Genomic DNA, 22433 nt, shown 5'->3' on the forward strand with positions numbered 1-22433 from the left:
TTCTTTTCGAACCTGAAGAACGAAGCGATGCACGAGCGCCTGTTTGCATCGAGGGACGAAGGCAAGGCTGTGGTTCGTGACTATATCGAGACGTACTACAATAAGCAGCGGCTCCATCAAACCTTGGGCTATCAAACGCCTGCCGCCGTCGAGGCCGCATTCCCTGTGCCTAAATAACTTGTCCAGGATATCCGGACCACCTCAGGTCTGACAAACGGACACAGACTCGACTGTAACAGCAGTCAACGGCTGAGCTCGTGTCCGAATGTCAGACCTGACACCGAGGTTGTCCGGGTGTCAGGTTGAGGAGGCGCTGCAGGCGAAGTAAGGGCCATCTAGTTCCCGCGTACCTCGAAGCGGCTGGTGGACACGGCCTTGCCGGCGGCGTCCACCAGCTCGAGTTCGTGCTCGCCGGCCAGCGGGCGCCACGCCAGGGGTTCGGCAGCAGGCCCGAGAACGGCGCCGTCGAGGCGCCAGTGGTGGCCCGGCGCGCCCTCGGCCCGGAACTGTATGCGTTCCACGCTGTCGGGAATGTCCGGGTCCACCGCCAGGATGCTGCCGTCCGGCGGATACACGATCCGGGGCGCGCGCCGCGCCGCCGGCACCGCTTCGACGAGTGCGGTCTCGGTGCCCTTCAGGAACCATTCCTCGCGCGCCGGCTCGTGGGCCGGCGCGTAGCGCACCTTCCGCTTCACGAGACCTGCCGGGGCCGCGCCCTGCTTCCCGGGGCGCTCGCGGTGAAGGTAGTCCATCACGTCGCGCCAGACCGGCGCGGCGCCGGAGACGCCCGACACGTCCCACATCGGCTGGCCGTTGAAGTTGCCGACCCAGACCCCGACCGTGTAGCGGTCGCTGTAGCCGACGCACCAGTTGTCGCGCATGTCCTTGCTGGTGCCGGTCTTGGCCGCGCTCCAGTAGGCGGTGGCGAGGTCGTTGCGCAGGCCGAAGGTCGGGCTGCGGGCGCCGCGGTCGGACAGGATGTCGCTGACGATCCAGCTCGCGGCCGGATCCAGCACGCGCGTAGAAGGCCTGGCTGCCACCGGCCGCAGGGTCACCGGGCCGAAGCGGCCGCCGTTGGCCAGCGTGCGGTAGGCATTGGCGAGCGCCAGCAGGGTCACGTCGGCCGAACCGAGGGCCAGCGATGGGCCGTAGAAATCAGCGTCCTCGGTCAGCGTAGCCAGGCCGAGCGCCTGCAGGCGGCCGTGGAAGCGCTCCTCGCCCACCGTCAGCAGGGTGCGCACGGCGGGAATATTGAGCGAGCTGGCCAGGCTGGTGCGCACGCTGGCATAGCCCCGGTAGGCGCGGTCGTAGTTCTGCGGCACGTAGCTGCCGCTGCCGACCGCGACGTCGAGCGGGCTGTCGTCCAGCAGCGACGCGGCGCTGAGCAGGCGCCGCTCGAGCGCGAGCCCGTAGAGGAAGGGTTTCAGGGTGGAGCCGGCCTGGCGCGGCGCCAGCACGCCATCGACTTCGCTCGTGCCCAGGTTGGCGACCCAGGCCAGCAGCTCGCCGCTCGCATTGTCGATCACGACGACGGCGCCATCGCCGACATTGCGCGCCGCCAGCTCGCGCACGTGGCGGCGCAGCGCGTCCAAGGCCGCGCCCTGCACCGAAGCATCCAGCGTGGTGCGCACGTTCGCGCCGCCGCCGCCCAGCAGCGCGCGCCAGGCCTGCGGCGCCCCGGGCTTGCCGGCGTTTCCGGAGCGCGCCAGGGCGGCTGCCGCGCGCCATTCGATGGCCGGACAGCCGGTTGCGGATTTCAGCTCCGCCGCCAGCTGGCAGGCGCGCAGCGCCACCTGTTTCGGGCGGGCTGACGGGGCGCGCAGCAGGGCCGCCAGGATCGTGGACTCGGCCACGTCCAGCCCGGAGGGCGCCTTGCTGAACAGCGCGTGCGAGGCCGCGCCCACGCCCTGCAACTCCCCGCGGAAGGTGACGAGATTCAGGTAGGCTTCCAGGATCTGCGCCTTGCTCCACCCCGCTTCGAGCTCACGCGCGGCCAGCGCCTGGTCGAACTTCTGCGCCCAGCTGCGGCCGTCCTTCGCCGCGCGCAGCCCGGGGTCAAGCAGGCCGGCCAGCTGCATCGTGATGGTCGAGGCGCCGCGTGGCCGCCGGCGGAACAGATTGTCCCAGGCGGCCTGGCCGGCGGCGCGCAGGTCGATGCCGTCATGCTGCATGAAGCGCTGGTCTTCCGCCTGCAGCACGGCGGCGCCCAGCGCCGGCGAGATGTCGGCCAGGGGCACCCAGCCGCCGCGGCGCGCCTGCAGGTCGACCCGCACCGATTCGAGCGGCACGCCGTGGCGATCCAGCAGGCGCGCCTCCGACGGCCGCCAGAGCGCGCGCACCTCGGCGGGCGTGGGCATGGCGGCCCAGGCCAGCGCCGGGGCGAGCAGCAGGACGGCGAAGGCGCGTCGCATCAGCGCCCCACGGTGACCGGCGCGTTCGGCGCCTCGCCGAACATCTCGGGCTTGTACATGGCTTCCACCCGGGTCGGCGGCAGGTTGAATCGGCCGTCGTTGTTCAGGCGGACCGTGTACTCGATGCTCCACTTGCCTTTCGGGACCCAGGAATAATAAGCGCGGAAGGCCCCGCTGGTGCGTTCCTCGAAGTCGGGCTGGACCCAGCCGGTGCGCCGCTCGCCCCCGGTGGCGAGCTGCGAGTCGCCGCCCAGGCCGGTGTCGAGGATGCTGGCGCTGGCGGGGATCGGGTCGTCGACCACAACCCAGTTCATGTCCGCCTGGGCCTCGAGTTCGAGGCGCACGCGGTAGACGTCGCCGCGCGCCCAGGCGCCTGGCGCCTGCCGGCTGACCGGCGTCACGGTGCGGCGGATCTGGTAGCCGGAACCGAGCGGCGCCTTCAGCGGCACCGCCGCCAGGCTCTGCACGGTCGCCCAGGGCTTGCCCGCGCCTTCGTGGCGCAGCGCGAGCGTGGCGGCGCCTTGCGGCCAGGCCTGCAGGACTGTCGACGGCACGGCGCCGTTCCAGCGATTACCGCCCAGTTCGACGGCAGTCCTGCCGGTGACCGGCGTCGCCTCATGCGTCCGCGAAAACTTCCGCATGGCGAGCACGCCCCAGGCATTGGCCAGGGTCGTGTTCCAGCGTCCGCGCTGCTGGCGGCCCAGGGCGCCGCGCGCCAGCCGGCCGATGTCGGGCTGCCACTGCGGGTTGTCGAGCATGGCCAGCAGCAGGCGGTTGGCATTGACGTCGGGCGAGGCCATCAGCCACCACCAGTCGTCGCTGCGCTCGGTCGAGAAGCCCATCGTCGTGCCCTGCAGGTTCAGGCGGGTACGCAGGATGGCCTGGGCCTGCGCCAGCAGCGTGTCGTGGCGCGCCAGCCCGGGCGAGCGCTTCAGGATGAGGTACCAGTCGATGACGGCGGAGGTCGGCCATAGAACGGGCTCGATGCGGAAGGACTGCAGCCAGTTCTCGCGCACCGGCTGGCGCCGCGACAGGGCCTCCAGGGCGGCGAGCTTGCGCACCGCCAGCTCGCCCGTACGCAGGCCGCTCCCGCGCACGATGCGTCCTTCGACGAAGGCCAGCAGCGCACTTTCCATGCGCTCGCGCTGTTCGTCCGGTATCGGGTAGCCGGCTTCCGCCGTCACCGACAGCACATAGGCCGTCAGGGCATCGTCGCCCTGCCCCATGCCGGCGAAATACTTCAGCATGCCGTCGCCGTCGAGATGGGCCGGCAGGGTCGCCGCCACCTTGTCCCACATCGCCGCATCGGCGAGCGCCACGGCTTTCGAGGTGCGCTGTTCGAAACAGGTATAGGGATACTGCGCCATGTAGTCGCGCACGCCCTGCAGGCTCCCGGCCAGGCGCGGACTCAGGGTGGTGCGCACGCCACCCTTGCCGGGCAAGGCGTCCTGCGGGCGCTGCACCGTGATGTTCTTCGGCGCGTCGAGCTGGACCAGGGTGGCTTGCAAGGTGCGCACCGGCACCGCCTCGGCCACTTGCTGCGTGACCCGCAGGCTGTCCTTCGCCGCGCCTGCGCTTGCGTCGAGCTGCCAGCGCAGGCTGCGTGCGCCCGGCACCGTGACGTCCCAGAATACTTCGCGCGCGGCGCCCGGCGCCAGTTTCACGGTTTGTGCCGGCAAGGCCTGCGCCGGCGCAGCGTCGGCCGCCATGCTGGCGCCCACGCGCACGTCGAGCACGCCCTGCGAGGCATTGCGCACGGTGAAGCCGGCGCGCAGCCTGTCGCCCTCCCGCACCAGGGCCGGCAAGCCGGAAAGCAGCATCAGGTCCTGGGTGCTGCGGATGTCGCTGGAACCGGTGCCGAACAGCCCCGCGCCCGCGCTGGCAATCGCCACGATGCGGAAACCCGTCAGGGAATCGTTCAGCGGCACGGCCACTTCCGCTTCGCCGTTCACGTCCAACACCACCTTGCCCTTCCACAGCAACAGGGTGTCGAACAGTTCCCGGCTTGCGCCGCGCCCGCCCCCGCCCCCATGCGCCACCGACTTGCGGCCGAAGTGGCGCTTTCCGACCACCTGCATCTGCGCGGTCGAGGTTTCCACCTGCTGGCTGCGCGGACGCATCATCGCATCGAGCAGCTTCCAGGAATCGTTGGGCATCAGCTCCAGCAGGCCCGTGTCGACCGCCGCCAGCGCCACTTCCGCGCCCGCGGGCAGGGGCTTGCCATCCGCGCGCGTCACCTTGACCCGCACCGCGGCGCGCTCGCGCACCTTGTAGACCTGGCGCTCGGGCAGGACCGCGACCTTCAGCTCGTGCGGCGCCCAGCCCACCTTGATCGGCGCGATGCCGAGTTTATAGGCAGGCTTGCCCAGGTCCACCAGCGCCGTCGGCTTGACCCCGGCCACCCGCCCGCGCACCACCATGGCCGAGACGAACACGTTCGGCGCGTAATTGGCCTTGACCGGAATCGTCACGGTCGGGTCACCCGCACTCACCTGGCGCACATAGCTGTCGAGGATGCCTTCCCGCTCGACGGTGACGAGCACGGTCGCGTCGCGGAAGGGCGTGCGCAGCTGGAAGCGCGCCTCTTCGCCCGCCTCAAAGCGTGGCTTGGCCGGCAGCAGGTCGATGCGGTCGTTGTCGGAGACGTCGAACCAGTTGTCGCGTTTGCCGGCCACCCAGATGTCCTGCCGCGCCACCGAGACGCGGCCTTGCGCGTCGCTCGCACGGGCGCGCAGGATGATATTGCCCTGGCCGGGCGCGGGCAGATCGCAGGCCAGCAGCCCGCGCGCATCCGTGCGGCCGCCGCAGGCGCCCTCGAGCCGCTTGATCTCCGTGCTCGATTCATAGGCGTAGAAGCCGCCTACCAGGCGCCGGCGGTGCGCGCTGGTCGAACGCTGGAAGAAGTCGACCGCGGCATCCACCCCTGGAGCCGGCTTGCCGTCGACGTTCAGGACCACGACGTCGAAGCGGATGCGCTCGCGGTTCATCCACTCGCCGGTCCTGATCCCCACCACGACACTGGAAGGCCACAGCGGCACGCGCGTCGATGTGCTCAGGGTTTCGCCGTTCGCGTCCTGCCAGCTCAGCTCCGCCAGCAGGCTGCGGGGCCGGTCCAGCACCGGCAGGTCCTTGATGGCGATGCGCGCGGCGCCGTTGGTATCGAGGTTCAACTTCTGGACGTTCGGCGCATCGCCATGGCGCGTCCCTTCCGACACCGCTTCCTCCTCGTCCTCCTCGCCGAAGTCCTCCATGTCGAAGGGGTTCTCCGGGCCTTGTTCGATGCCCTCCTTGAGGTCTTCTCCGCCGAAACTGAAGCCATCGTAGCCGTCGAAGTCGACGCCCCGGTCCTCGACCGCGCTGCGCAGGGTAACCGGCGCAAGCCCGGCCGGCCCGCCGTTCAGGTAATTGACCTGGGCGTCGATCGTGACCGCGCGCGGCGCCACCGCGGGCGTCGCGGGCGGCTTGAGGATGGCCTTCATGGTCGGCACGCGGAACTGCTCGACACGGAATTCGCCCGCCACCTGGCCGCCGACCACCAACTGGTAGCCGCCCAGCCTGGCCTGCGCCGGAATTTTCCACTCCCCGTGCGCCTGTCCGCCCGCATCCCAGTCCAAGGGAAGCGCGATCTTGTCGCCGCTGCCCTGGTGGACGACCCAGGCCTTGCCCGGGACCGGCGTGTGCTCTACCGTCTCCTCGCCCAGCCAGGCATAGCCGGGCGCCGGCGCCTTGTCCCGCATGGAAACCAGGGCGAGCCCGGCCTCGCCCACCCTGCGGCGCAGGAAGTGCTTCATGTGGACGGTCTCGCCGGCACGCAGCAGGGTGCGGTCGAAGACGGTGGCGACGATGCGGGTGTCCTCGTCGAGGCTCCCCTGGGGAAGCTGGAAGCGCCAGGGCTCGATTCCCTTCTGCCAGGTCGACAGCGTGAAAGTGAAGTCCTCGCCGCTGCGGGCGCTGACGAACAGCCTGTCGCCGCACTTGGCCGGCGCCAGCTCCTGCCGGATGTGCGCGACGCCATCCGGGCCGGTCACGCCGCTCCACAGGACCTTGCCCTCGCAGTCGCGCACCGCGACCCTGGCCTTTGCCACCGGCCGTCCCTTGTCCAGCGAGGTAACCCACACCAGCGAGGACTCGGCGCCGCGCTTGAGGTGGGCCGCCAGGTTGGTCACCAGGGCCGCGCTGCGCACATAGGCCGTGCGCGGCTTCTCGTTGAGCGACTTGCCGAGCATGGGACTGCCCAGCTCCACCACGTAGAAGCCCGGCTTCTTCAAGGGGATGCCGATCACCTCGAAGGCGCGGCGCCCGTTCGGTTTCGGCAGCGCGAAACGCTCGACCTTGCCCTCGGTCTTCCCCTTCAGGATGGAGACATCGAGGCTGTCCCCGGATTGCTCCGATTGATACCACGGATCCTTGCCCGGAGCGTTCAGGCGACCGAGCCAGCGCATCACGTCCTGTTCGCCATCGACGCGCAGACTGGCGCCGCTGCTCCTCACCGCGGTGGCGAGCGCTGCTTCCACATTGCGCACGGTGACCGGCAGCAGGCGCGCGCCCTTCGCCTCGATGATGCCGAAGGGTGCGGCGAACTTGATCAGGGGCGGCTGGCGGTCGACCTTCAGGCTGAGCTTCTTCTTCGCCACCGCCAGGCGACGGCCGGCGTCGTCGCGCAAGCCCTCCGGCAGGCGCAGGTTCAGGACTGCCATTTCCGCGAAGGGCCCGGCAAAGCGCAGCGAGCTCGCGAAACCGCCTTTTGCTTCCTCGTCGAACTCCGGCTGGTGGCGCCTGCCGCCGGTCTCCTCCAGCACCAGGCCGCGCAGTTGTGCCAGCGCCACCGGCGCGCTGAACGCGACGCGCACCGGCAGGAAGGGAATGCAGCCGGCACGTGCATTGGTCCGCTCGCAGCGCATGGACAAAGTGAAGTCGGGCCGCACGCGGTAGGCCAGCTCCTGGTCCTCGGCGACTGCAATGCCGTTGGGCGCCGCGATCCCCTTGCCCCAGACCAGCGCGACCTTGGCGCCGGCCGGGAGCGTACGGCGGCACTGCAGGGCGACCACGGCCTTGTGGCGTTTCACGAAGTCGCGCCGCGCTTCCATGAGGGGCCCGGCCTCCTCGCCTTCCAGGATGCGCACGCCGATCTTTTCAACGATGCCGTCGGCGCGGCACCAGGCATCGCGCGTGACCGAGTTCGCCGTGACCGGCGCATCGAGGCCGAGCAGGAAGACCTGCTGCTCGTCGATGCTGTCGCCTTCGCGCGGCTGGGAGCGCAGCACGGCGGGGCCGCCGGTGCCGAAGGCGAACTCCTGCTGGCCGCCGAGGGGCTGGCCGGCGAGGTCGCGCAGCCCCGCGCGCAAGGTGAAGCGGCAACTGCTGGCGCCCGGCAGGTCGCGCTCGAAGTCGTAGCTCCAGGTGCGGGCGTCGACCCAGCGGCCGGCGCCGGGCGCGCTGCAGGCGACCTCGAAGGGCATGGGCCCGCGCAGGTCGCCGAAGGCCGTCATCGGCGTGGCGAAGCGCGCCGTCACCTGCCGCACCGCCTTCGCCTGGCCCTGCGGCGTGAAATCCTCGACACCGGCCTCCTGCGCCAGCGCCGTCCCGACGCACACCAGCAAAGACAGGGCCAGGGCCCACCGTTCCAGAACACGCATCACGCCCCCTAGCGAACAAAACTGCCGACCCGAGGCGGCGCGCACGGCGCGTGCGTGGCCCAGGTCAACAGGCAAGGCGAGTGTGTGGGCCGCTTACTTTCCTGTCAAGATTCCTGCACTACCTCATGCAAGCCGCATCCGCACACGTGTACAAGACCGTCCAGGATCATTCTTGGCAAGCATGCAATACGCATTTCCACGTAGTTGCAAACTTGACTATTTGCTGGTACAACAAGCCCTGCGTATGCACGCTCCTGGCAGCAGGCTGGAATTCGTCGCGGCCGGCATTGCGGACCCTGCGTCGCTCTATAAAAAACCGTCGTACAACACGAGTTAGAGGATGACACCGATGAAAACCACCTTCCTGCGCTCCGTCGCAGCCATCGCCCTGGTCGGCGCCGCCTTCGGCGCCCAGGCGCAGAACTATCCGACGAAAACCATCACGATGGTCGTGCCCTTCGCCGCCGGCGGACCGACCGACACGGTGGCGCGCCTGGTCGCCCAGTCCATGGGCGCCACCCTCAAGCAGCAGATCATCGTCGAAAACGTCGGCGGCGCCGGCGGCACCATCGGCGCGGCGCGCGTGGCCAAGTCCGCGCCCGACGGCTACACCATCTTCCTGCACCACATCGGCCAGTCGACCGCCCCGGCCCTGTACCGCAAGCTGAGCTACAACGCGATCGACAGCTTCGAGCCGATCGGCCTGGTCACCGACGTGCCCATGACCCTGATCGCGCGCGCGAACTTCCCGGCCAAGGACTTCAAGGAGCTGCTGGCCTACGTGAAGGCGAACAAGGAAAAGGTCACCTACGCCAACGCCGGCCTGGGCTCGGCCTCGCACCTGTGCGGCATGCTGTTCCAGACCGCCATCGGCGTCGACCTCACCACCGTGCCCTACAAAGGCACCGGCCCGGCGATGAACGACATGCTGGGCGGCCAGGTCGACATCATGTGCGACCAGACCACCAATACCACCAGCCAGATCAAGGGCGGCAAGGTCAAGGTCTACGGCGTCACCACCAAGACCCGCCTGGCCTCGATGCCGAACGTGCCGACCATGAACGAAGCCGGCCTGCCGGGCTTCGAAGTGGCCGTCTGGCACGGCCTGTACGCGCCGAAGGGCACGCCGAAGCCGGTCGTCGACCAGCTCTCGAACGCCCTGCGCGTGGCCCTCAAGGACCCGACCGTCAAGCAGCGCTTCGCCGACCTCGGCACCGAACCGGTGGCGGATAACCGCGCCCGTCCGGAAGCCCTGCGCGCCCACCTGAAGTCGGAAATCGACCGCTGGGGGCCGATCATCACCAAGGCCGGCCAGTACGCCGACTGATCCATCCGCACGCCTGCGGCACACTGCTGCGCGCCGGTCCCCGACCGACGCGCGGCGTTCATCGTTAACCGAGTACGACAGCAACAAGGGGTTCGTAGTGGCTTCCATCGTCCGCCATCCGAAGAATTTCTGGATCGGCATCATCTTCATCTTCTTCGGGCTCTCCGCCGTGTATCACGCCTGGGAGCTCGACATGGGCACCGCCGGCCGCATGGGTCCGGCCTACTTCCCGACCGCGCTGGGGAGCCTGCTCGCCCTGGTCGGCCTGCTAGGGGTGATCCGTTCCTTCATCGGTCATGGCGAGTCGATCGGCAAGTTCCACATCAAGGACATCGTGGTGATCCTGGGCGCCGTGCTGCTGTTCGGCTTCCTGATGCGCGGGGCCGGCCTGGCCGTGGCGGCCTTCGTGCTGATCATGGTGGCCAGCTGGGCCAGCAAGAAGTTCAAGCTCGCGCCCACCCTGCTGCTGGCGGTCGGCCTGACCGTGTTCGCCGTCGTCCTCTTCGTCAAGCTGCTCGGCTTGCCGATGCCGGTCGTCGGCCCCTGGCTGTCGGGAGGCTGATCAAGCATGGAAATCTTCGCCAACCTGGGACTGGGCCTGGAAACGGCCTTCACCCTCCAGAACCTGTTCTATTGCCTGATCGGCGTGTTCGTCGGCACCGCCGTCGGCGTGCTGCCGGGCCTGGGCCCGATCGCGACCATCGCGATGCTGCTGCCGGCCACCTTCGGCCTGCCGCCGATCTCGGCCCTCATCATGCTGGCCGGCATCTACTACGGCGCGCAGTACGGCGGCTCCACCACCGCCATCCTCGTCAACCTGCCCGGCGAATCATCCTCGGTGGTGACGGCGCTGGACGGCTACAAGATGGCGCGCAACGGCCAGGCCGGCAAGGCCCTGGCGACCGCCGCCCTCGGTTCCTTCTTCGCCGGTACGGTCGCCACCGTGCTGCTGGCCCTGTTCGCGCCGCCGCTGGCCGACCTCGCCCTGAAGTTCGGCCCGGCCGAATACTTCTCGCTGATGGTGCTGGGCCTGGTGGCTTCCGTCGTGCTGGCCAGCGGCTCGCTGCTCAATGCGATCGGCATGGTGCTGCTGGGCCTCCTGCTCGGCCTGATCGGCACCGACGTCAACTCGGGCGCCCAGCGCTACACCTTCGACCTGCCTGAGCTGGCCGACGGCATCAACTTCGTGATCGTCGCGATGGGCATGTTCGGCATCGGCGAGATCATCCGCAACCTCGAGCACGACGAAGACCGCAGCCTGATGATGAAGAAGGTCAAGGGCCTGCTCTTGAGCAAGGACGACCTCAAGCGCATCGTCGCGCCGGTCCTGCGCGGCACCGCGCTCGGCTCGGCCCTCGGCATCCTGCCGGGCGGCGGCGCCATGCTGGCTTCGTTCTCGGCCTACTCGATCGAGAAGAAGATCTCGCCCAACTCCGCAAACTTCGGCAAGGGTGCGATCGAAGGCGTGGCGGCCCCGGAAGCGGCGAACAACGCCGGCGCCCAGACCTCCTTCATCCCGATGCTCACCCTCGGCATCCCGTCGAACCCGGTGATGGCGCTGATGATCGGCGCGATGATCATCCAGGGCATCCAGCCGGGTCCGGCCGTGATGACCGAGCAGCCGGCCCTGTTCTGGGGCCTGATCGTCTCGATGTGGTTCGGCAACCTCTTCCTCGTCGTGCTGAACCTGCCGATGATCGGCCTGTGGATCAAGATGATCCTGGTGCCCTACCACCGCCTGTTCCCGGCGATCCTGATGTTCTGCGCGATCGGCGTGTTCAGCCTGAACAACAACGAGTTCGACGTCTACCTGATGGCGCTCTTCGGCCTGTTCGGCTACATCTGCGCCAAGCTGGGCGCGGAACCGGCGCCGATGCTGCTCGGCTACATCATCGGCCCGATGATGGAGGAATACCTGCGCCGCGCCCTGCTGCTCTCGCACAGCGACCCGATGGTCTTCGTCACCCGCCCGATCAGCGCGACCATGCTGGCGCTGGCCGCCATCGCCCTGATCGTCGTGCTGCTGCCTTCGCTGCGCAAGAAGCGCGAGGAAGCCTTCCACGAAGATCAGTGATCGTGCTCCTGCCCGCAGCGCTCAGAACAGGGCGCGCTGCGGGCTGGTGAGCCGCGCGAAGCTGTCGCCGAGGAAGGGCAGGATGGCGTCGGCGATCGGCTCGAGCTGTTTGGTGAGGTAGTGTTCGTAGTCGATCGGCGCGCGGCGCAGTTCCAGCGGTTCGGGACCGGCCGTGGTCATCACATAGCGGATCCAGCCGCCGTTGCGGTACTGCGGCTGGCGTCCCTGGCCCACGTGGTAGGCGTCGGCCATGCGCGCCGCGCGCACGTGCGGCGGCACATTGCGTTCGTAGTCGTCGAGCGGCCGGCGCAGGCGCTTGCGGTAGACCAGCAGTTCGTCCAGTTCGCCCCGCAAGGTGGCCGCGACGTAGTCCGCCACCCAGCGTTCATACGCCTCCCCCTTGAAGATGCGCCGGTAGAGCTCCTGCTGGAAGCGCTGCGCCAGTGGCGACCAGTCGGTGCGCACCGTCTCCAGGCCCTTGTAGACCACGTCCTCGCTGCCGTCCGGCAGCAGCACCAGCCCGGCGTAGCGCTTCTTGCTGCCTTCGTCCGAGCCGCGCACGGTCGGCATCAGGAAGCGCCGGTAGTGGGTGTCGAATTCCAGCTCCAGCGCGCTCTCGATCCCGTATTCCTCGGCCAGGTGGGTGCGCCACCACGCATTGACCCCCTCGACCAGGCCGCGCCCGATCGCTTCGGCCTCGTCTTCCGAATGCAGGCGCCCCAGCCACACGAAGGTCGAATCGGTGTCGCCATAGATCACCTGGTAGCCCTGCTCCTCGATCAGCGCACGGGTGCGGTGCATGATCTCGTGGCCGCGCATGGTGATCGACGAGGCCAGGCGCGGGTCGAAGAAGCGGCAGGCGGTGGTGCCCAGCACGCCGTAGAAGGCGTTCATGATGATCTTCAGGGCCTGGGAGAGCGGCGCGTTCTTCTCGCGCTTGGCCGCCTCGCGCCCCTCCCACACCGCGCGCACGATCCCGGGCAGGCAGTGGCGGGTGCGCGAGAAGCGCCCGCCGCGAAAGCCCGGCACCGTGTCTTCTTCCGGCTCTTCGAGCCCCACGACCAGGCCCACGGGATCGATCAGGAAGGTGCGGATGATCGACGGGTACAGGCTCTTGTAGTCGAGCACCACCACCGAGTCATACAGGCCGGAGCGCGAATCCATCACGAAGCCGCCCGGGCTGTCGGCCGCCGGCACGTCGCCTATGTTGGGCGCGACAAAACCCTGGCGGTGCATCAGCGGCAGGTAGCGGTGCTCGAAGGCCGCCACCGAACCGCCGCTGCGGTCGACCGCGAGCCCGGTGACGCTGGCGCGTTCGAGCAGGAAGCGGATGAGTCCTGTCTTCTCGAAGATGCGGGTGACGAGTTCGCAGTCCTTCAGGTTGTACCAGGCCAGGGCCGGCTTGTCCTGGGCGAACATGCGGTTGATCTCGTCCATCCGGCTGTAGGGATTGTCGATCGCCTTGCCCTCGCCGAGCAGGGTTTGCGCCACCGACTCCAGGCTGAAGGAAGGAAAACTCCAGGTCGCCGAACGCAGCGACTCGATCCCGTCGATCACCAGGCGGCCGGCGATGTTCACAAAAAAGTGCTCGGAACGGCCGTGGGTGCGCGTTTCGATGGCGCTGCCGTCGCGGCCCAGGCGTAGCGGCCGGCCGTGGCGCTCGGCCGCCTGCACCAGCATGCGCAGGTCGAACTGCACCACGTTCCAGCCGATGATGGCGTCCGGGTCGTGGCGCGCGATCCACTCTTCCAGGCGGTCGAGCAGGTCGCCCCGGCTGGCGCAGTAGTCGAGCGCGAAGTCGTCGGCCCCTGCCGGCGGCTTGTCCCCGTTGGGCGCGCCCAGCATATAGACCTGGCGCTGGCCGCAGCCCTCCAGGCCGATGCAATACAGCTCGCCGTGCTGGTTGGTCTCGATGTCGAGCGAGACCAGGCGCAATGCCGGTCGGTAGTCGCCGTCCGGTCGCAGCTGGGCCGCGTGCAGGAGGGCCGGACTGCCTGCGTCCGGCCGGCCCTGGAACAGCACCGGCGCCGTCACGAAGCGCTCCATCAGGTAGCGCTCGGTGGGCTTCACGTCGGCCTCGTAGACGTCGATGCCGGCCTCGCGCAGGCGCTTCTCGAAGCGCAGCAGCTGGCGGTAGTGGCGGCAGTAGAGGCCGACGACGGGGCGATGGCGGAAGTCGCACAGGTTCAGTTCGCGCAGCTCCCAGCCCCCGCGCGCCTTGGCGTCCTGGCGCAGCAGCTGCTCGGCCGGCTCGCGCTGTTCGAGCGGGATGAAGGCGAGCGCCGGCTGCGGCGGCAGGCGCAGGCAGCGCGGGCCATCGTCGGTGGCGAGCCAGTACTCGACCTCGCAGCCCGCGTCCGTATCGCGCCAGTGGCGCGTGAGCAGGAAGCCGCGCGCTTCCCTCGTGTCTTCCGCCGTGTCGCTCATGCTTGGCTCAGGCGAAGCGCGCCAGCTCGGCCTCGCTGAAGCCCGCCTCGCGCCGCGCGTCGAGGTTAAAGGGGCCTTTCAGCACCGGGGCCTTGTACTCGACCGTCAGCGCGGCGTAGGTGGAAATCGGCTCCAGGCCGCGTTCCTCGCACAGCTGCACATACCAGCGGTTGCCGATCTCCACATGGCCCACCTCGTCGCGCAGCAACACGTCGAGGATGGCGGCGGCGGCCTGGTCGCCCGCCTGGGCCAGCTTGGCGCGCAGCGGCGGAATCGCGTCCAGCCCGCGCGCCTCCAGCGTGCGCGGCACCAGGGCCATGCGCGCCAGCACGTCGCCGCGGGTTTTCTCGACCATCTCCCACAGGCTGTCGTGGCCGGGGAAATCGCCGTAGCGGCAGCCGAGCGTCTCCAGGTGGGCGCACAGCATATTGAAATGCAGCGCTTCCTCGCTCGCCACGCGCAGCCAGTCCACATAGTAGCGGGGCGGCATGCCGGGAAAGCGCCACAGCGCGTCGAGCGCCAGGTTGACGGCATTGAACTCGATGTGGGCCAGGGCGTGCACCAGCATGGCGCGCCCCTCCACGGTGGCCATGGAGCGGCGGCCGACCAGGCGCGGCGGCACCAGCTCGGGTCTGGCCGGCCGGCCCGGGATGCCCCCGGGCGCCTGCAGGACTGCCAGGGTGTCGACCGTCCAGTTTCCCTTGTGGCCTGCGTCGGCCAGCGCGGCGACCGCGGCCGTCTTGCGGGCGGGATCGGTTTCCAGCAGGGCCTGCAATGCGCATGCGCGAAGTTCAAGCGGGTGCGCCATGATGAAGGTAAGAAGCAAAGTCCCTAGTGTACCAAAGCGCGGGCTAGCCGGGCAGGCCGCGCCCGGCTAGCCGGCACAGTTCGACAGAAACCCGGCCACGTGGGCCAACACGGCGAGCACCACTATCTGGCGATAGCGCTTCGGATGCAGTGGACGCGGAAGGAACATCCGGACGCCCTCGTATCCTGGTGCCGCGCGGGTCAGCCGGCGCCGCACGAATACCGCATACGCGAGCCATGGAAGCAAGCCCAGCACCAGGCAAACGATCCAGCTGCCGGGCGTTTGAGGCCAGGTCCGGCCTGACAGGAGCATCAGGGTTCCGAGCACGGCCAGCACAAGACCGACGACCAGTGCGAACATGCAAGCGACGCGGCCCTTCGTGGGCCAGGGGTAGCGGATGGCGCGGACGGGGATCGGGCGCCCTTTCGCCTCTTCGGCCAGGTAGTGAAGCAGGGTCGAATGGGCCAGGAAGACGAAGAACAGGCCGGCGTAGAGCAAGATCATGGAAGTGCGGGAAACGGTTGGCGACGGCGCATGGTATTCCAGCCAGCGCGCATTGCCAATCGTCATGTCCGTGATCTACCATGAACTTCCGTTCCGCCATGGACACGCCGTGATGCCCGACTTCCCTGCCCTGATCCTCATCGACCTTCAGCAATGCATGGCCAGCCCTGACGCGGGCGACCGCAACAATCCTGCCGCCGAAGCCAACATCGCGATGCTGCTCGATGCCTGGCGCAGGCGCGGCGCTCCCATCGTCCATGTGCGCCACATCTCGCGCTCGCCAACGTCCGGCTTCGCGCCGGGCCAGCCGGGCGCGCTGTTCCAGCCCGCATTCGCGCCGCGCGCCGGCGAGCACGTGGTCGAGAAGAACGTGCCGGACGCCTTCGTGAACTCGACGCTGGAGCGCTGGCTGCGCGTGCGCGGCATCGATCGCGTCGTCGTCGTCGGGGTCAGCACCAATATCTCGGTCGAATGCAGCGTGCGCAGCGCGGGCAACCTCGGCTTCGCGGTCACGGTGGTCGACGATGCGACCTTCACCTTCGCGCGCAGCGACCACGCCGGTGTGGCGCGCAGCGCCGACGAGGTGCACGCGATGTCGCTGTCGAACATGGCCGGCGAATACGCGACGATCGCAAGCACGGCGCAGGTGCTGGCGGCGATCCCGCAAACGGACTAGCGCATTTACCCGCCGCGCATTGTGGCCGGGTGGGCAGGTGCGCTACGATCGACTTCCCCTTCTTCGCCTGGCCAACCGCAAAGGATAGACGCCATGCACCACCCCGCTCGCCATGCTCCGCTGCGGTCGCGCCTGACCCTCACCTTCTGCGCCCTCGTCGCGGAGGCGCTTCACCTCGGCTGGGAATACAGCCACGGCGGCGTGGCCGCCCATCACCTGCTGAACGATCCCGGCCTGCCGGCCATCTCCAACTGGTGGGGCCTGCTGGTGGTGCCGCTGCTGGTCTGGATCGGGACCAAGCGCATCGACCGGCGCGCCGCCACCCTGGTGCAGGCCGGCAGCCGCGAGCGTTTCGCTACCCTCGTCCGGCTGCGCTTCATGCTGGCGCTGGCCTGGGGCGGCGCGCTGGCCCTCGCCTTCACCTACGGGCATCCGGCGGCCAATGTCTTCTTTATCGGCGCCTTCGTGATCGCGCCCCTGGTGCACGGCTACCGCGCCGAGTACCTGCTCGGCTTCGCGCTCGGCATGACCTTCACCTTCGGCGCCATGCTGCCGGTGCTGGCGGGCGGCGTGATCGCCCTGTTCGCCTGGCTGGCCCGTCTGCTTGCCGGCACGGTCGCGCGCCTGGCGCGCCGGGGCCGGGTGCGCGGCGCCGGCCTGCCCTGACCTCCTTACATCTGCCGGAACAGGTGCGCGTAGACGGGACTGACGCGCGGCTTTTCCGGGCGGTTGCGCAGGTTGAGCTGCAGCTTGCCCAGATGGTCGCGCGCCGCGCTGCCAACGCAAGCCAGATTGACCACCGTGCTGCGGTTGATCTGCCGGAAGCGCGCCGGGTCGAGCTGGGGCAGCAGTTCGCGCAGCGGCACGCGGATCAGGACCTCGCTGTCGGCGGTCGCCACGCTGACGTACTTGTCGGCGGCCTGGAAATAGACGACGTCCTGCACCGGGATCATGCGCACCACATTGCCCACGGCGGCGCGCACGAAGTCCAGGCGCTGGCCCGCGGGCGCCGCGTCCCCCGGCAGCAGGGCCTGCAGGCGGTCGACCAGGCGCGCCAGCGGATCGGCGTCCTGCTGCCGCCCGCCCAGCAATCCCTGGAGGCGCTCCACGGTACGCGCGAGGCGCGTCTCGTTCACCGGCTTGAGCACGTAGTCGGCCGCGGCCCGCTCGAAAGCCTGCACGGCGTAGTCGTCGTAGGCGGTGACGAAGACCACGTGCGGGAACGGTGACGGACCTTCCCAGCGCTCGGCCAGCTCCTCGGCCGCCTCGATCCCGGTCTGGCCCGGCATGCGGATGTCCAGGAACAGGACGTCGGGGCGCAGGCTGAGGGCCTGCTCCACCGCGGCGACGCCGTTGACGGCCGTCCCGACGATCTCGAGTCCGGGCCACAGCCGGCCCAGTATCCGCGCGAGGGTCGCCGCGAGGATCGGTTCGTCTTCTGCAATCAGGGCGCGGATATTCATGCGGTCTCCATGGGAAGGGTGAGTTGGACCAGCGTGCCGTTCGGCGCACCTGGCGTGAGGATGAGCGAGGCGCGCTCGCCGTAGAGGACGCGCAGGCGCTCGCGGGTCGTGTCCATGCCGACCCCGCCGCCCTTGCGGTTCCTGGCGGCGGCTGCCGGGCCGATGCCGGTGTCGCACACCCGGATGTCGAGCAGGCCGTCGCGCGCTTCTGCGCTGAGGACCACTTCGCCGCCGTCGATGGCCGGTTCCAGCCCGTGCACGATGGCATTCTCCACCAGCGGCTGCAGCAACATGGGCGGCAGGCGGGCGCCGCGCAGTTCCGGCGGCAGCGCGAGGCGGTAGGCAAGGCGCTCGCCCATGCGCACCTGCATCAGGCCGAGATAGGCTTCCATGGCGGCGAATTCCTCGCCCAGCGTCGTGGTGTCGGCGCGGGTGGCGCCCAGGGTGGCGCGCAGGTACTGGATCAGCTGGTCCAGCATGGTGTCGGCGCGGGCCGGGTCGAGCGCGATCAGGCCCTGCAGGTTGGCCAGGGTATTGAACAGCATGTGCGGCTCGATCTGGGCCTGCAGCAGCCGCAGCCTGGCCTGCAGCGCCTGGCGCTCGATGGTCTCGGCGCGCAGCCGCGCCTCGTTGTGCGCGCGGGCGATGCGCGCCAGGCGCTCGCGGTGCTCCACCAGCAGGGTCATGACCACCAGGCCCATGAAGGTGAACACGATCATGCTGACCCGCCCGGTCGTCAGGTAGTCGGCCAGGGGCGGCGGGCGGTGGCCCAGCACGACGGCGCCGGCGTGGATGCCGCAGAAGTGCGCAATCGGCGCCACCGCCAGCATCACGCCGACCAGGGCCGGCCAGCGCAGGCGCTGCTCAAACCTGGCGGAGGACGCATGCCAGCGCAGCCGCACCGCATCGACGACGGCAAAGCCGCTCACGCCGATGCACAGCGAATACACCAACTGTTCATAGAGGGTTTCCGGCAGGCCGACCGTCAGCACGATGACGAGGGCGGCGAGCGCGCTGACCGTTGCCGCCGGACCGAGGTCGCGCAGGACCCGCCTGGCGATCGGAGCGGCGGGGGTCGAGGGTGGATGGTCGGCAGGCAGCATGTGGGGCGTGGCGTTTGTGTCAACAGCCGGCATTCTGCCGCGCCCCTTCGCTGCGGGCAAGGCGGCTGCGACGAAGTCCCCCGGCGGCGCCGTCAAGCGCGTTTCTTGCGCCGCCAACTGTCGCAAAGTTGGAAGCAGATGCATATTCAATGTGTCCAATTGATGACCTTTCCTGTAGGATAATGGCTTTGCTCAAGACGGACCGGGCTAGCGCCGGGTCCCGCCAAGGATGCTTATGCAGCGTACCCTGCCCGCGCACGGCCCAGCCAGCCGCCGCACCGTCTTCGCCTGCGCGGCCATCGTGCTGGCGCTTGCCCTTGTCGAAGGCGGGCGCTGGACCCGCACCGCGCGCGCCGCCGCCGCCCCGTCCTCGGTCGAGGCCCTCGTGCCGGGCGAACTGACCCTGTCGGAACTGTCGCGTTCGCTGGTCCCGATGCCCAAGAACACCCCGTCCGCCCATGCCAGCGCCCTGGCCGCCCTGCCGGGCGACCGCATGGTCGCCTTCTGGTGGGCCGGCAGCCGCGAAAGCGGCCCCGACGTCAAGGTCTACGCTTCGCGCTGGAGCAATGGCAAGTGGAGCGAGCCCTGGATGGTTGCCAGCCGCGAGTCCCTCGGCAAGGCCCTCGGCTTCGGCGTGCGCCGCATCGGCAATCCGGTCGCCTGGACCGCGCGCGACGGCCGCATCCACCTCTTCGTCGTGGCTACCGGCCTGGGCGGCTGGGCCGCCTCGCGCGTGGTGCACATGGTCTCGAGCGACGATCACGTACCCGAAAAGCCGGGCCGCGGCGCCATGCCGGCGCCCCCCGCCAACGGGGGCATCGATTTCGCGGTGCGCCGCGTGCTGCCGGCTTCCCCCCTGTTCAATACCAGCACCCTGGTGCGTACGTCGGCGGTCGGCCTGACCGACGGCGGCTGGTGGCTGCCGCTCTACTTCGAACTGGGCATCAAGTACCCGATGCTGATGTCCTTCGACGCCGAAGGCGATCCGACCTGGGTCGGCCGCATCGGCGGGCGCACCACCACCCTGCAGCCGGCCATCGTGCCGGTCTCGCCCACCGAGGTGCGGGCCTGGATGCGCGACGCCAGCGACGAGCGCCGCGTGCAGCATGCACTGAGCCGCGACGGCGGCGCCAGCTGGGAAGACCTGCCGCCCCTGAGCCTGCACAACGAAAGCACTTCGGTGGCCGCGCTGCGCCTGGCCAACGGCGACTTCCTGATGCTGCACAACGACGCCGTCGAAGGCGGTTCCTCGCGCAGCACCCTGCGCCTGTCGGTCTCGAAGGACGGCCACACCTGGCGCACCGTCGCCGACGTGGCCAGCGGCCCGGCGGGCGACGAGTTCTCCTATCCGACCATGCAACTGGTCGGCAGCGAGCTGCACCTCACCTATACCTTCCAGCGCCAGGCGATCGCACATCACCGGTACCGAATCACGATTGGAGAGCGCATCTGATGATCCTGCCCGAACTGTCCTGGCAATTCCTGTACGGCCGCCTGGCCTGGGCGCTGGTGCTGGCGGCCATCGTCGCGGGCAGCTGGCCGCTCGCCTGGCGCCTGCCGCGCCGCCTGTTGCTCGCCATCGTGGCGGCGAGCAGCGTGCTGGTGGCGCTGCCGGGCGAGGCATCCGGCGCCTGGCACCTGGGGCTGGCCTTCCAGTACCCGAGCGGCGTGCTGCTCGGCCTGGCCGTCGTCGCGCTGCTGCGCCGCTGGCAGGGCGGCTCGGCGGACCGCGCTCCGCTGCTGCCGGTGCGCGCCGCCGCGCTCATCGCCCTGGTGGGCGCCGTGCTCTATCTCGACGCCTTCGGCCTGCTCTCGCGCGGCTATTACTATGCCGGCTTCGGACCGAACGCCGCGCCGCTGGTGGCGGTGCTGCTGGCCGCCGCCTGCGCCTTCGCCATCATCCGCGGCCGTGCGCGCGAGCAGAGCGCGGCCCTGCTCGGCGCCTGCGCCCTGTTTTCGCTGGCGCGCCTGCCTTCCGGTAACCTGTGGGATGCAGTGCTTGACCCGTTGTTGTGGGCCTGGGCGCTCGGCACCCTGCTGCTCGCCGCGCTGCGCCGCCTGCGCCGCGCCCGTCGCAGCCTTCCGCAAGCGGAAGCACCCGTCGTGGCGCCCGAGCCGGCCCTGCAGGCGCTTGGTGCGGAACCGTTTTCACCCATTAAGGAGTAGTTTTGAGTAACAAGAAGTCCTTCATGCATCCCGCCATCGCCACCGGGATCGCCATCAATGTGTTCGTGCTGGCCCTGGCCGTGTTCTGGTCGGGCGACCCCAGGGAGCTCTCGCGCCTGCTGGTCGAGGACGGCATCGTCGAGTGGTCCCAGTTCCTCTGCTTCAGCGCGATCGCCGGCCTGCTCGGCTATACCTTCGTCCAGCGCATCAAGGCGGGCGGCGCCTCGATCCTCGAACTGCTGGCCCTCGGCGGCCTGAGCGCCCTTTGCGCACTGGCCGCCCTGGAAGAGATCAGCTGGTTCCAGCGCATCCTGCAGGTGCAGTCTTCCGAATTCTTCCTGCAGAATAACCGCCAGGGCGAGACCAACCTGCACAACCTGGCGGTCGGTTCGGGCAGCCTGCACAAGAACGTGCTGCTCAAGCTCATCTTCATCGCCGGCATCACCCACAACCTGATCCTGCCGCTGGTGGCGCGCGCCAAGCCGGGCGTCCGGCGCTGGGTCGAGTCGCTCGGCCTCTACCTGCCGCCGCTGTGGGCCTCGGTCCCCTACCTGGTGCTGGTCGCCCTGTCGCACGCCCTGATCGACCATCCGCGCAAGGGCGAGCTGGGCGAGATGTTCGGCGCCATGCACTACCTGGCCACCGTCTACGCCGCCTACTTCGTCGGCGTGGCCTATGGCCGCAAGCCGATCTTCGACCGTGAGCCGGAGGCGGGCCGTATGACCACCCTGTTCTGCATGTTCCTGGTCTTCATGCTGTTCATGGGCTGGCTGCTCAGCGCCGGCGCCGGCGCCGACCTCTCGGGCGTCGTGTCGGGCGACTGAACCAGTTGACCATGCCCGACTCGCTCTTCCCCGGTTTCAGATCGTTCACCACCGCCGTGGGCGGCGGGGTCGGGATCCACGGCGTCGTCGGCGGCGAGGGGCCGCCCTTGCTGCTCCTGCACGGCCACCCGCAGACGCACGCGATCTGGCACAAGGTCGCGCCAACCCTCGCCAGGCATTTCACCGTGGTCGCCTGCGACCTGCGCGGCTATGGCGATTCGTCCAAACCCGCGGCCGAGCCGGATCACGCCAACTACAGCAAGCGGACCATGGCGGCCGACATGCTGGCGGTGATGCGCGCGCAGGGCTTCGAACGGTTCGCCGTGATGGCGCACGACCGCGGCGCCCGGGTGGCGCACCGCCTGCTGGCCGACCATCCGCAGGCAGTTGAACGGGCCGTGCTGCTCGACATCGCGCCGACCCTGGCCATGTACGAGCAGACCAGCGATGTGTTTGCACGCGCCTACTGGCACTGGTTCTTCCTGATCCAGCCGGCGCCGCTGCCGGAACGCCTGATCGAGGCCGACCCGCAAGCCTATGTGCGCGACGTGATGGGACGCAGGAGCGCGGGCCTCACGCCTTTCGATGCGCGCGCTCTCGCCGAATACACGCGCTGCCTGGCGCTGCCGGGGACGGCGCGCGGCATCTGCGAGGATTACCGGGCCGCGGCGGGCATCGACCTGGAACACGACCGCATCGACCGCGATGCGGGACGCCTGCTCGACACGCCCCTGCTGGTGCTGTGGGGCGCGGACGGCGTGGTGGGTCGCCGCTTCGATCCACTGCGCGAGTGGCGCAGGCTGGCCGCGCAGGTCGAGGGCGAAGCCCTGGGCTGCGGTCACTACATCGCCGAGGAAGCGCCGGAGGCCCTGCTGGCGCGCGCCCTGCCATTCCTGCTGGGCTAGGCTGCGTTCGATACGGCGCAAAGCCGTATTGACGAGCGTGACAATGGGTGGATTTTTTCTCTTCTAAAAATGCTATCGTGCAACACGCACGCCGCCTGCCCGGGCGTGC

The 22433-nt window shown here is 69.3% G+C and carries 17 protein-coding genes; 10 read left to right on the forward strand and 7 right to left on the reverse strand.

Annotated elements, in window-relative coordinates; translation table 11 throughout:
* Positions 1-12: 12 nt before the first annotated feature.
* Positions 13-177 carry an IS3 family transposase gene (locus tag NX780_RS25340; protein WP_370663639.1) on the forward strand — a complete coding sequence of 55 codons (165 nt, stop codon included), beginning with the start codon at positions 13-15 and terminating at the stop codon, positions 175-177.
* Positions 178-335: 158 nt separating this feature from the next.
* Here NX780_RS25340 and pbpC read toward each other — a convergent pair whose 3' ends face one another.
* Both pbpC and NX780_RS22065 read right to left on the reverse strand, forming a co-directional pair.
* On the reverse strand, positions 336-2411 hold the full coding sequence (gene pbpC / locus NX780_RS22060) for a penicillin-binding protein 1C (protein ID WP_258830039.1): 2076 nt from the start codon (positions 2409-2411) through the stop codon (positions 336-338).
* The gene (locus NX780_RS22065) at positions 2411-8047 is read right to left on the reverse strand and encodes an alpha-2-macroglobulin family protein (RefSeq protein ID WP_258830040.1); all 5637 of its coding nucleotides are present in this window, start codon (positions 8045-8047) and stop codon (positions 2411-2413) included. Before NX780_RS22065 ends, pbpC begins: the two co-directional genes overlap by 1 nt.
* A 349-nt stretch (positions 8048-8396) precedes the next feature.
* Here NX780_RS22065 and NX780_RS22070 point away from each other — a divergent pair, with 349 nt between their 5' ends.
* From NX780_RS22070 to NX780_RS22080, 3 genes are all read left to right on the forward strand, one after another.
* Complete coding sequence (locus NX780_RS22070) at positions 8397-9374, forward strand: tripartite tricarboxylate transporter substrate binding protein BugD (protein ID WP_258830041.1); 978 nt, start codon at positions 8397-8399, stop codon at positions 9372-9374.
* A gap of 97 nt (positions 9375-9471) precedes the next feature.
* Positions 9472-9936 (forward strand): tripartite tricarboxylate transporter TctB family protein, encoded by a 465-nt coding sequence (locus tag NX780_RS22075; protein ID WP_258830042.1) that lies wholly within the window; start codon positions 9472-9474, stop codon positions 9934-9936.
* Between the two features lie 6 nt (positions 9937-9942).
* On the forward strand, positions 9943-11448 hold the full coding sequence (locus NX780_RS22080; protein ID WP_258830043.1) for a tripartite tricarboxylate transporter permease: 1506 nt from the start codon (positions 9943-9945) through the stop codon (positions 11446-11448).
* A gap of 21 nt (positions 11449-11469) precedes the next feature.
* Here the strand turns inward: NX780_RS22080 and NX780_RS22085 are convergent, their stop codons facing one another.
* The 3 genes from NX780_RS22085 to NX780_RS22095 form a co-directional block, all read right to left on the reverse strand.
* Positions 11470-13875, reverse strand: a complete 2406-nt coding sequence (locus NX780_RS22085) for a DNA polymerase II (protein ID WP_258830044.1) — start codon at positions 13873-13875, stop codon at positions 11470-11472.
* Between the two features lie 7 nt (positions 13876-13882).
* The gene (locus NX780_RS22090; protein ID WP_258830045.1) at positions 13883-14683 is read right to left on the reverse strand and encodes a ferritin-like domain-containing protein; all 801 of its coding nucleotides are present in this window, start codon (positions 14681-14683) and stop codon (positions 13883-13885) included.
* A 66-nt stretch (positions 14684-14749) separates the two neighbouring features.
* Positions 14750-15253 (reverse strand): DUF4381 domain-containing protein, encoded by a 504-nt coding sequence (locus NX780_RS22095; protein ID WP_258830046.1) that lies wholly within the window; start codon positions 15251-15253, stop codon positions 14750-14752.
* A 46-nt stretch (positions 15254-15299) separates the two neighbouring features.
* On the opposite strand from NX780_RS22095, the gene NX780_RS22100 reads away from it, so the two are divergent.
* Together NX780_RS22100 and NX780_RS22105 are read left to right on the forward strand one after the other, a co-directional pair.
* The gene (locus tag NX780_RS22100; protein ID WP_258830047.1) at positions 15300-15863 is read left to right on the forward strand and encodes a cysteine hydrolase family protein; all 564 of its coding nucleotides are present in this window, start codon (positions 15300-15302) and stop codon (positions 15861-15863) included.
* A 93-nt stretch (positions 15864-15956) separates the two neighbouring features.
* Positions 15957-16529 carry a hypothetical protein gene (locus NX780_RS22105; RefSeq protein WP_258830048.1) on the forward strand — a complete coding sequence of 191 codons (573 nt, stop codon included), beginning with the start codon at positions 15957-15959 and terminating at the stop codon, positions 16527-16529.
* Between the two features lie 5 nt (positions 16530-16534).
* Here the strand turns inward: NX780_RS22105 and NX780_RS22110 are convergent, their stop codons facing one another.
* The gene (locus NX780_RS22110; RefSeq protein WP_258830049.1) at positions 16535-17326 is read right to left on the reverse strand and encodes a LytR/AlgR family response regulator transcription factor; all 792 of its coding nucleotides are present in this window, start codon (positions 17324-17326) and stop codon (positions 16535-16537) included.
* Positions 17323-18429 carry a sensor histidine kinase gene (locus NX780_RS22115; RefSeq protein WP_258830050.1) on the reverse strand — a complete coding sequence of 369 codons (1107 nt, stop codon included), beginning with the start codon at positions 18427-18429 and terminating at the stop codon, positions 17323-17325. The genes NX780_RS22110 and NX780_RS22115 overlap by 4 nt, the downstream gene beginning before the upstream one ends.
* A 235-nt stretch (positions 18430-18664) precedes the next feature.
* Between NX780_RS22115 and NX780_RS22120 the strand changes: the two genes are divergently transcribed.
* The 4 genes from NX780_RS22120 to NX780_RS22135 are packed head-to-tail and all read left to right on the forward strand — an operon-like array spanning position 18665 to position 22324.
* A complete protein-coding gene (locus NX780_RS22120; RefSeq protein ID WP_258830051.1) occupies positions 18665-19882 on the forward strand; it encodes an exo-alpha-sialidase in 1218 nt (405 codons plus the stop codon).
* The gene (locus NX780_RS22125) at positions 19882-20595 is read left to right on the forward strand and encodes a hypothetical protein (RefSeq protein ID WP_258830052.1); all 714 of its coding nucleotides are present in this window, start codon (positions 19882-19884) and stop codon (positions 20593-20595) included. The genes NX780_RS22120 and NX780_RS22125 overlap by 1 nt, the downstream gene beginning before the upstream one ends.
* Positions 20596-20597: 2 nt before the next feature.
* On the forward strand, positions 20598-21419 hold the full coding sequence (locus tag NX780_RS22130) for a hypothetical protein (RefSeq protein WP_258830053.1): 822 nt from the start codon (positions 20598-20600) through the stop codon (positions 21417-21419).
* 11 nt (positions 21420-21430) lie between these two features.
* Positions 21431-22324 carry an alpha/beta fold hydrolase gene (locus NX780_RS22135; protein WP_258830054.1) on the forward strand — a complete coding sequence of 298 codons (894 nt, stop codon included), beginning with the start codon at positions 21431-21433 and terminating at the stop codon, positions 22322-22324.
* The last annotated feature ends 109 nt before the right edge of the window (positions 22325-22433 follow it).

Source organism: Massilia agri, assembly GCF_024753255.1.
GTDB classification, from domain to species: domain Bacteria; phylum Pseudomonadota; class Gammaproteobacteria; order Burkholderiales; family Burkholderiaceae_D; genus Telluria; species Telluria agri.

Bases quoted from the DNA above. Each gene is read 5' to 3' on its own strand.
- pbpC (WP_258830039.1), bottom strand. From the start codon at position 2,411: ATGCGACGCGCCTTCGCCGTCCTGCTGCTCGCCCCGGCGCTGGCCTGG.
- NX780_RS22105 (WP_258830048.1), top strand. From the start codon at position 15,957: ATGCACCACCCCGCTCGCCATGCTCCGCTGCGGTCGCGCCTGACCCTC.
- NX780_RS22100 (WP_258830047.1), top strand. From the start codon at position 15,300: ATGCCCGACTTCCCTGCCCTGATCCTCATCGACCTTCAGCAATGCATG.
- NX780_RS22115 (WP_258830050.1), bottom strand. From the start codon at position 18,429: ATGCTGCCTGCCGACCATCCACCCTCGACCCCCGCCGCTCCGATCGCC.
- NX780_RS22090 (WP_258830045.1), bottom strand. From the start codon at position 14,683: ATGGCGCACCCGCTTGAACTTCGCGCATGCGCATTGCAGGCCCTGCTG.
- NX780_RS22080 (WP_258830043.1), top strand. From the start codon at position 9,943: ATGGAAATCTTCGCCAACCTGGGACTGGGCCTGGAAACGGCCTTCACC.
- NX780_RS22070 (WP_258830041.1), top strand. From the start codon at position 8,397: ATGAAAACCACCTTCCTGCGCTCCGTCGCAGCCATCGCCCTGGTCGGC.
- NX780_RS22085 (WP_258830044.1), bottom strand. From the start codon at position 13,875: ATGAGCGACACGGCGGAAGACACGAGGGAAGCGCGCGGCTTCCTGCTC.
- NX780_RS22120 (WP_258830051.1), top strand. From the start codon at position 18,665: ATGCAGCGTACCCTGCCCGCGCACGGCCCAGCCAGCCGCCGCACCGTC.
- NX780_RS22065 (WP_258830040.1), bottom strand. From the start codon at position 8,047: ATGCGTGTTCTGGAACGGTGGGCCCTGGCCCTGTCTTTGCTGGTGTGC.
- NX780_RS22110 (WP_258830049.1), bottom strand. From the start codon at position 17,326: ATGAATATCCGCGCCCTGATTGCAGAAGACGAACCGATCCTCGCGGCG.
- NX780_RS22135 (WP_258830054.1), top strand. From the start codon at position 21,431: ATGCCCGACTCGCTCTTCCCCGGTTTCAGATCGTTCACCACCGCCGTG.
- NX780_RS22125 (WP_258830052.1), top strand. From the start codon at position 19,882: ATGATCCTGCCCGAACTGTCCTGGCAATTCCTGTACGGCCGCCTGGCC.
- NX780_RS22095 (WP_258830046.1), bottom strand. From the start codon at position 15,253: ATGACGATTGGCAATGCGCGCTGGCTGGAATACCATGCGCCGTCGCCA.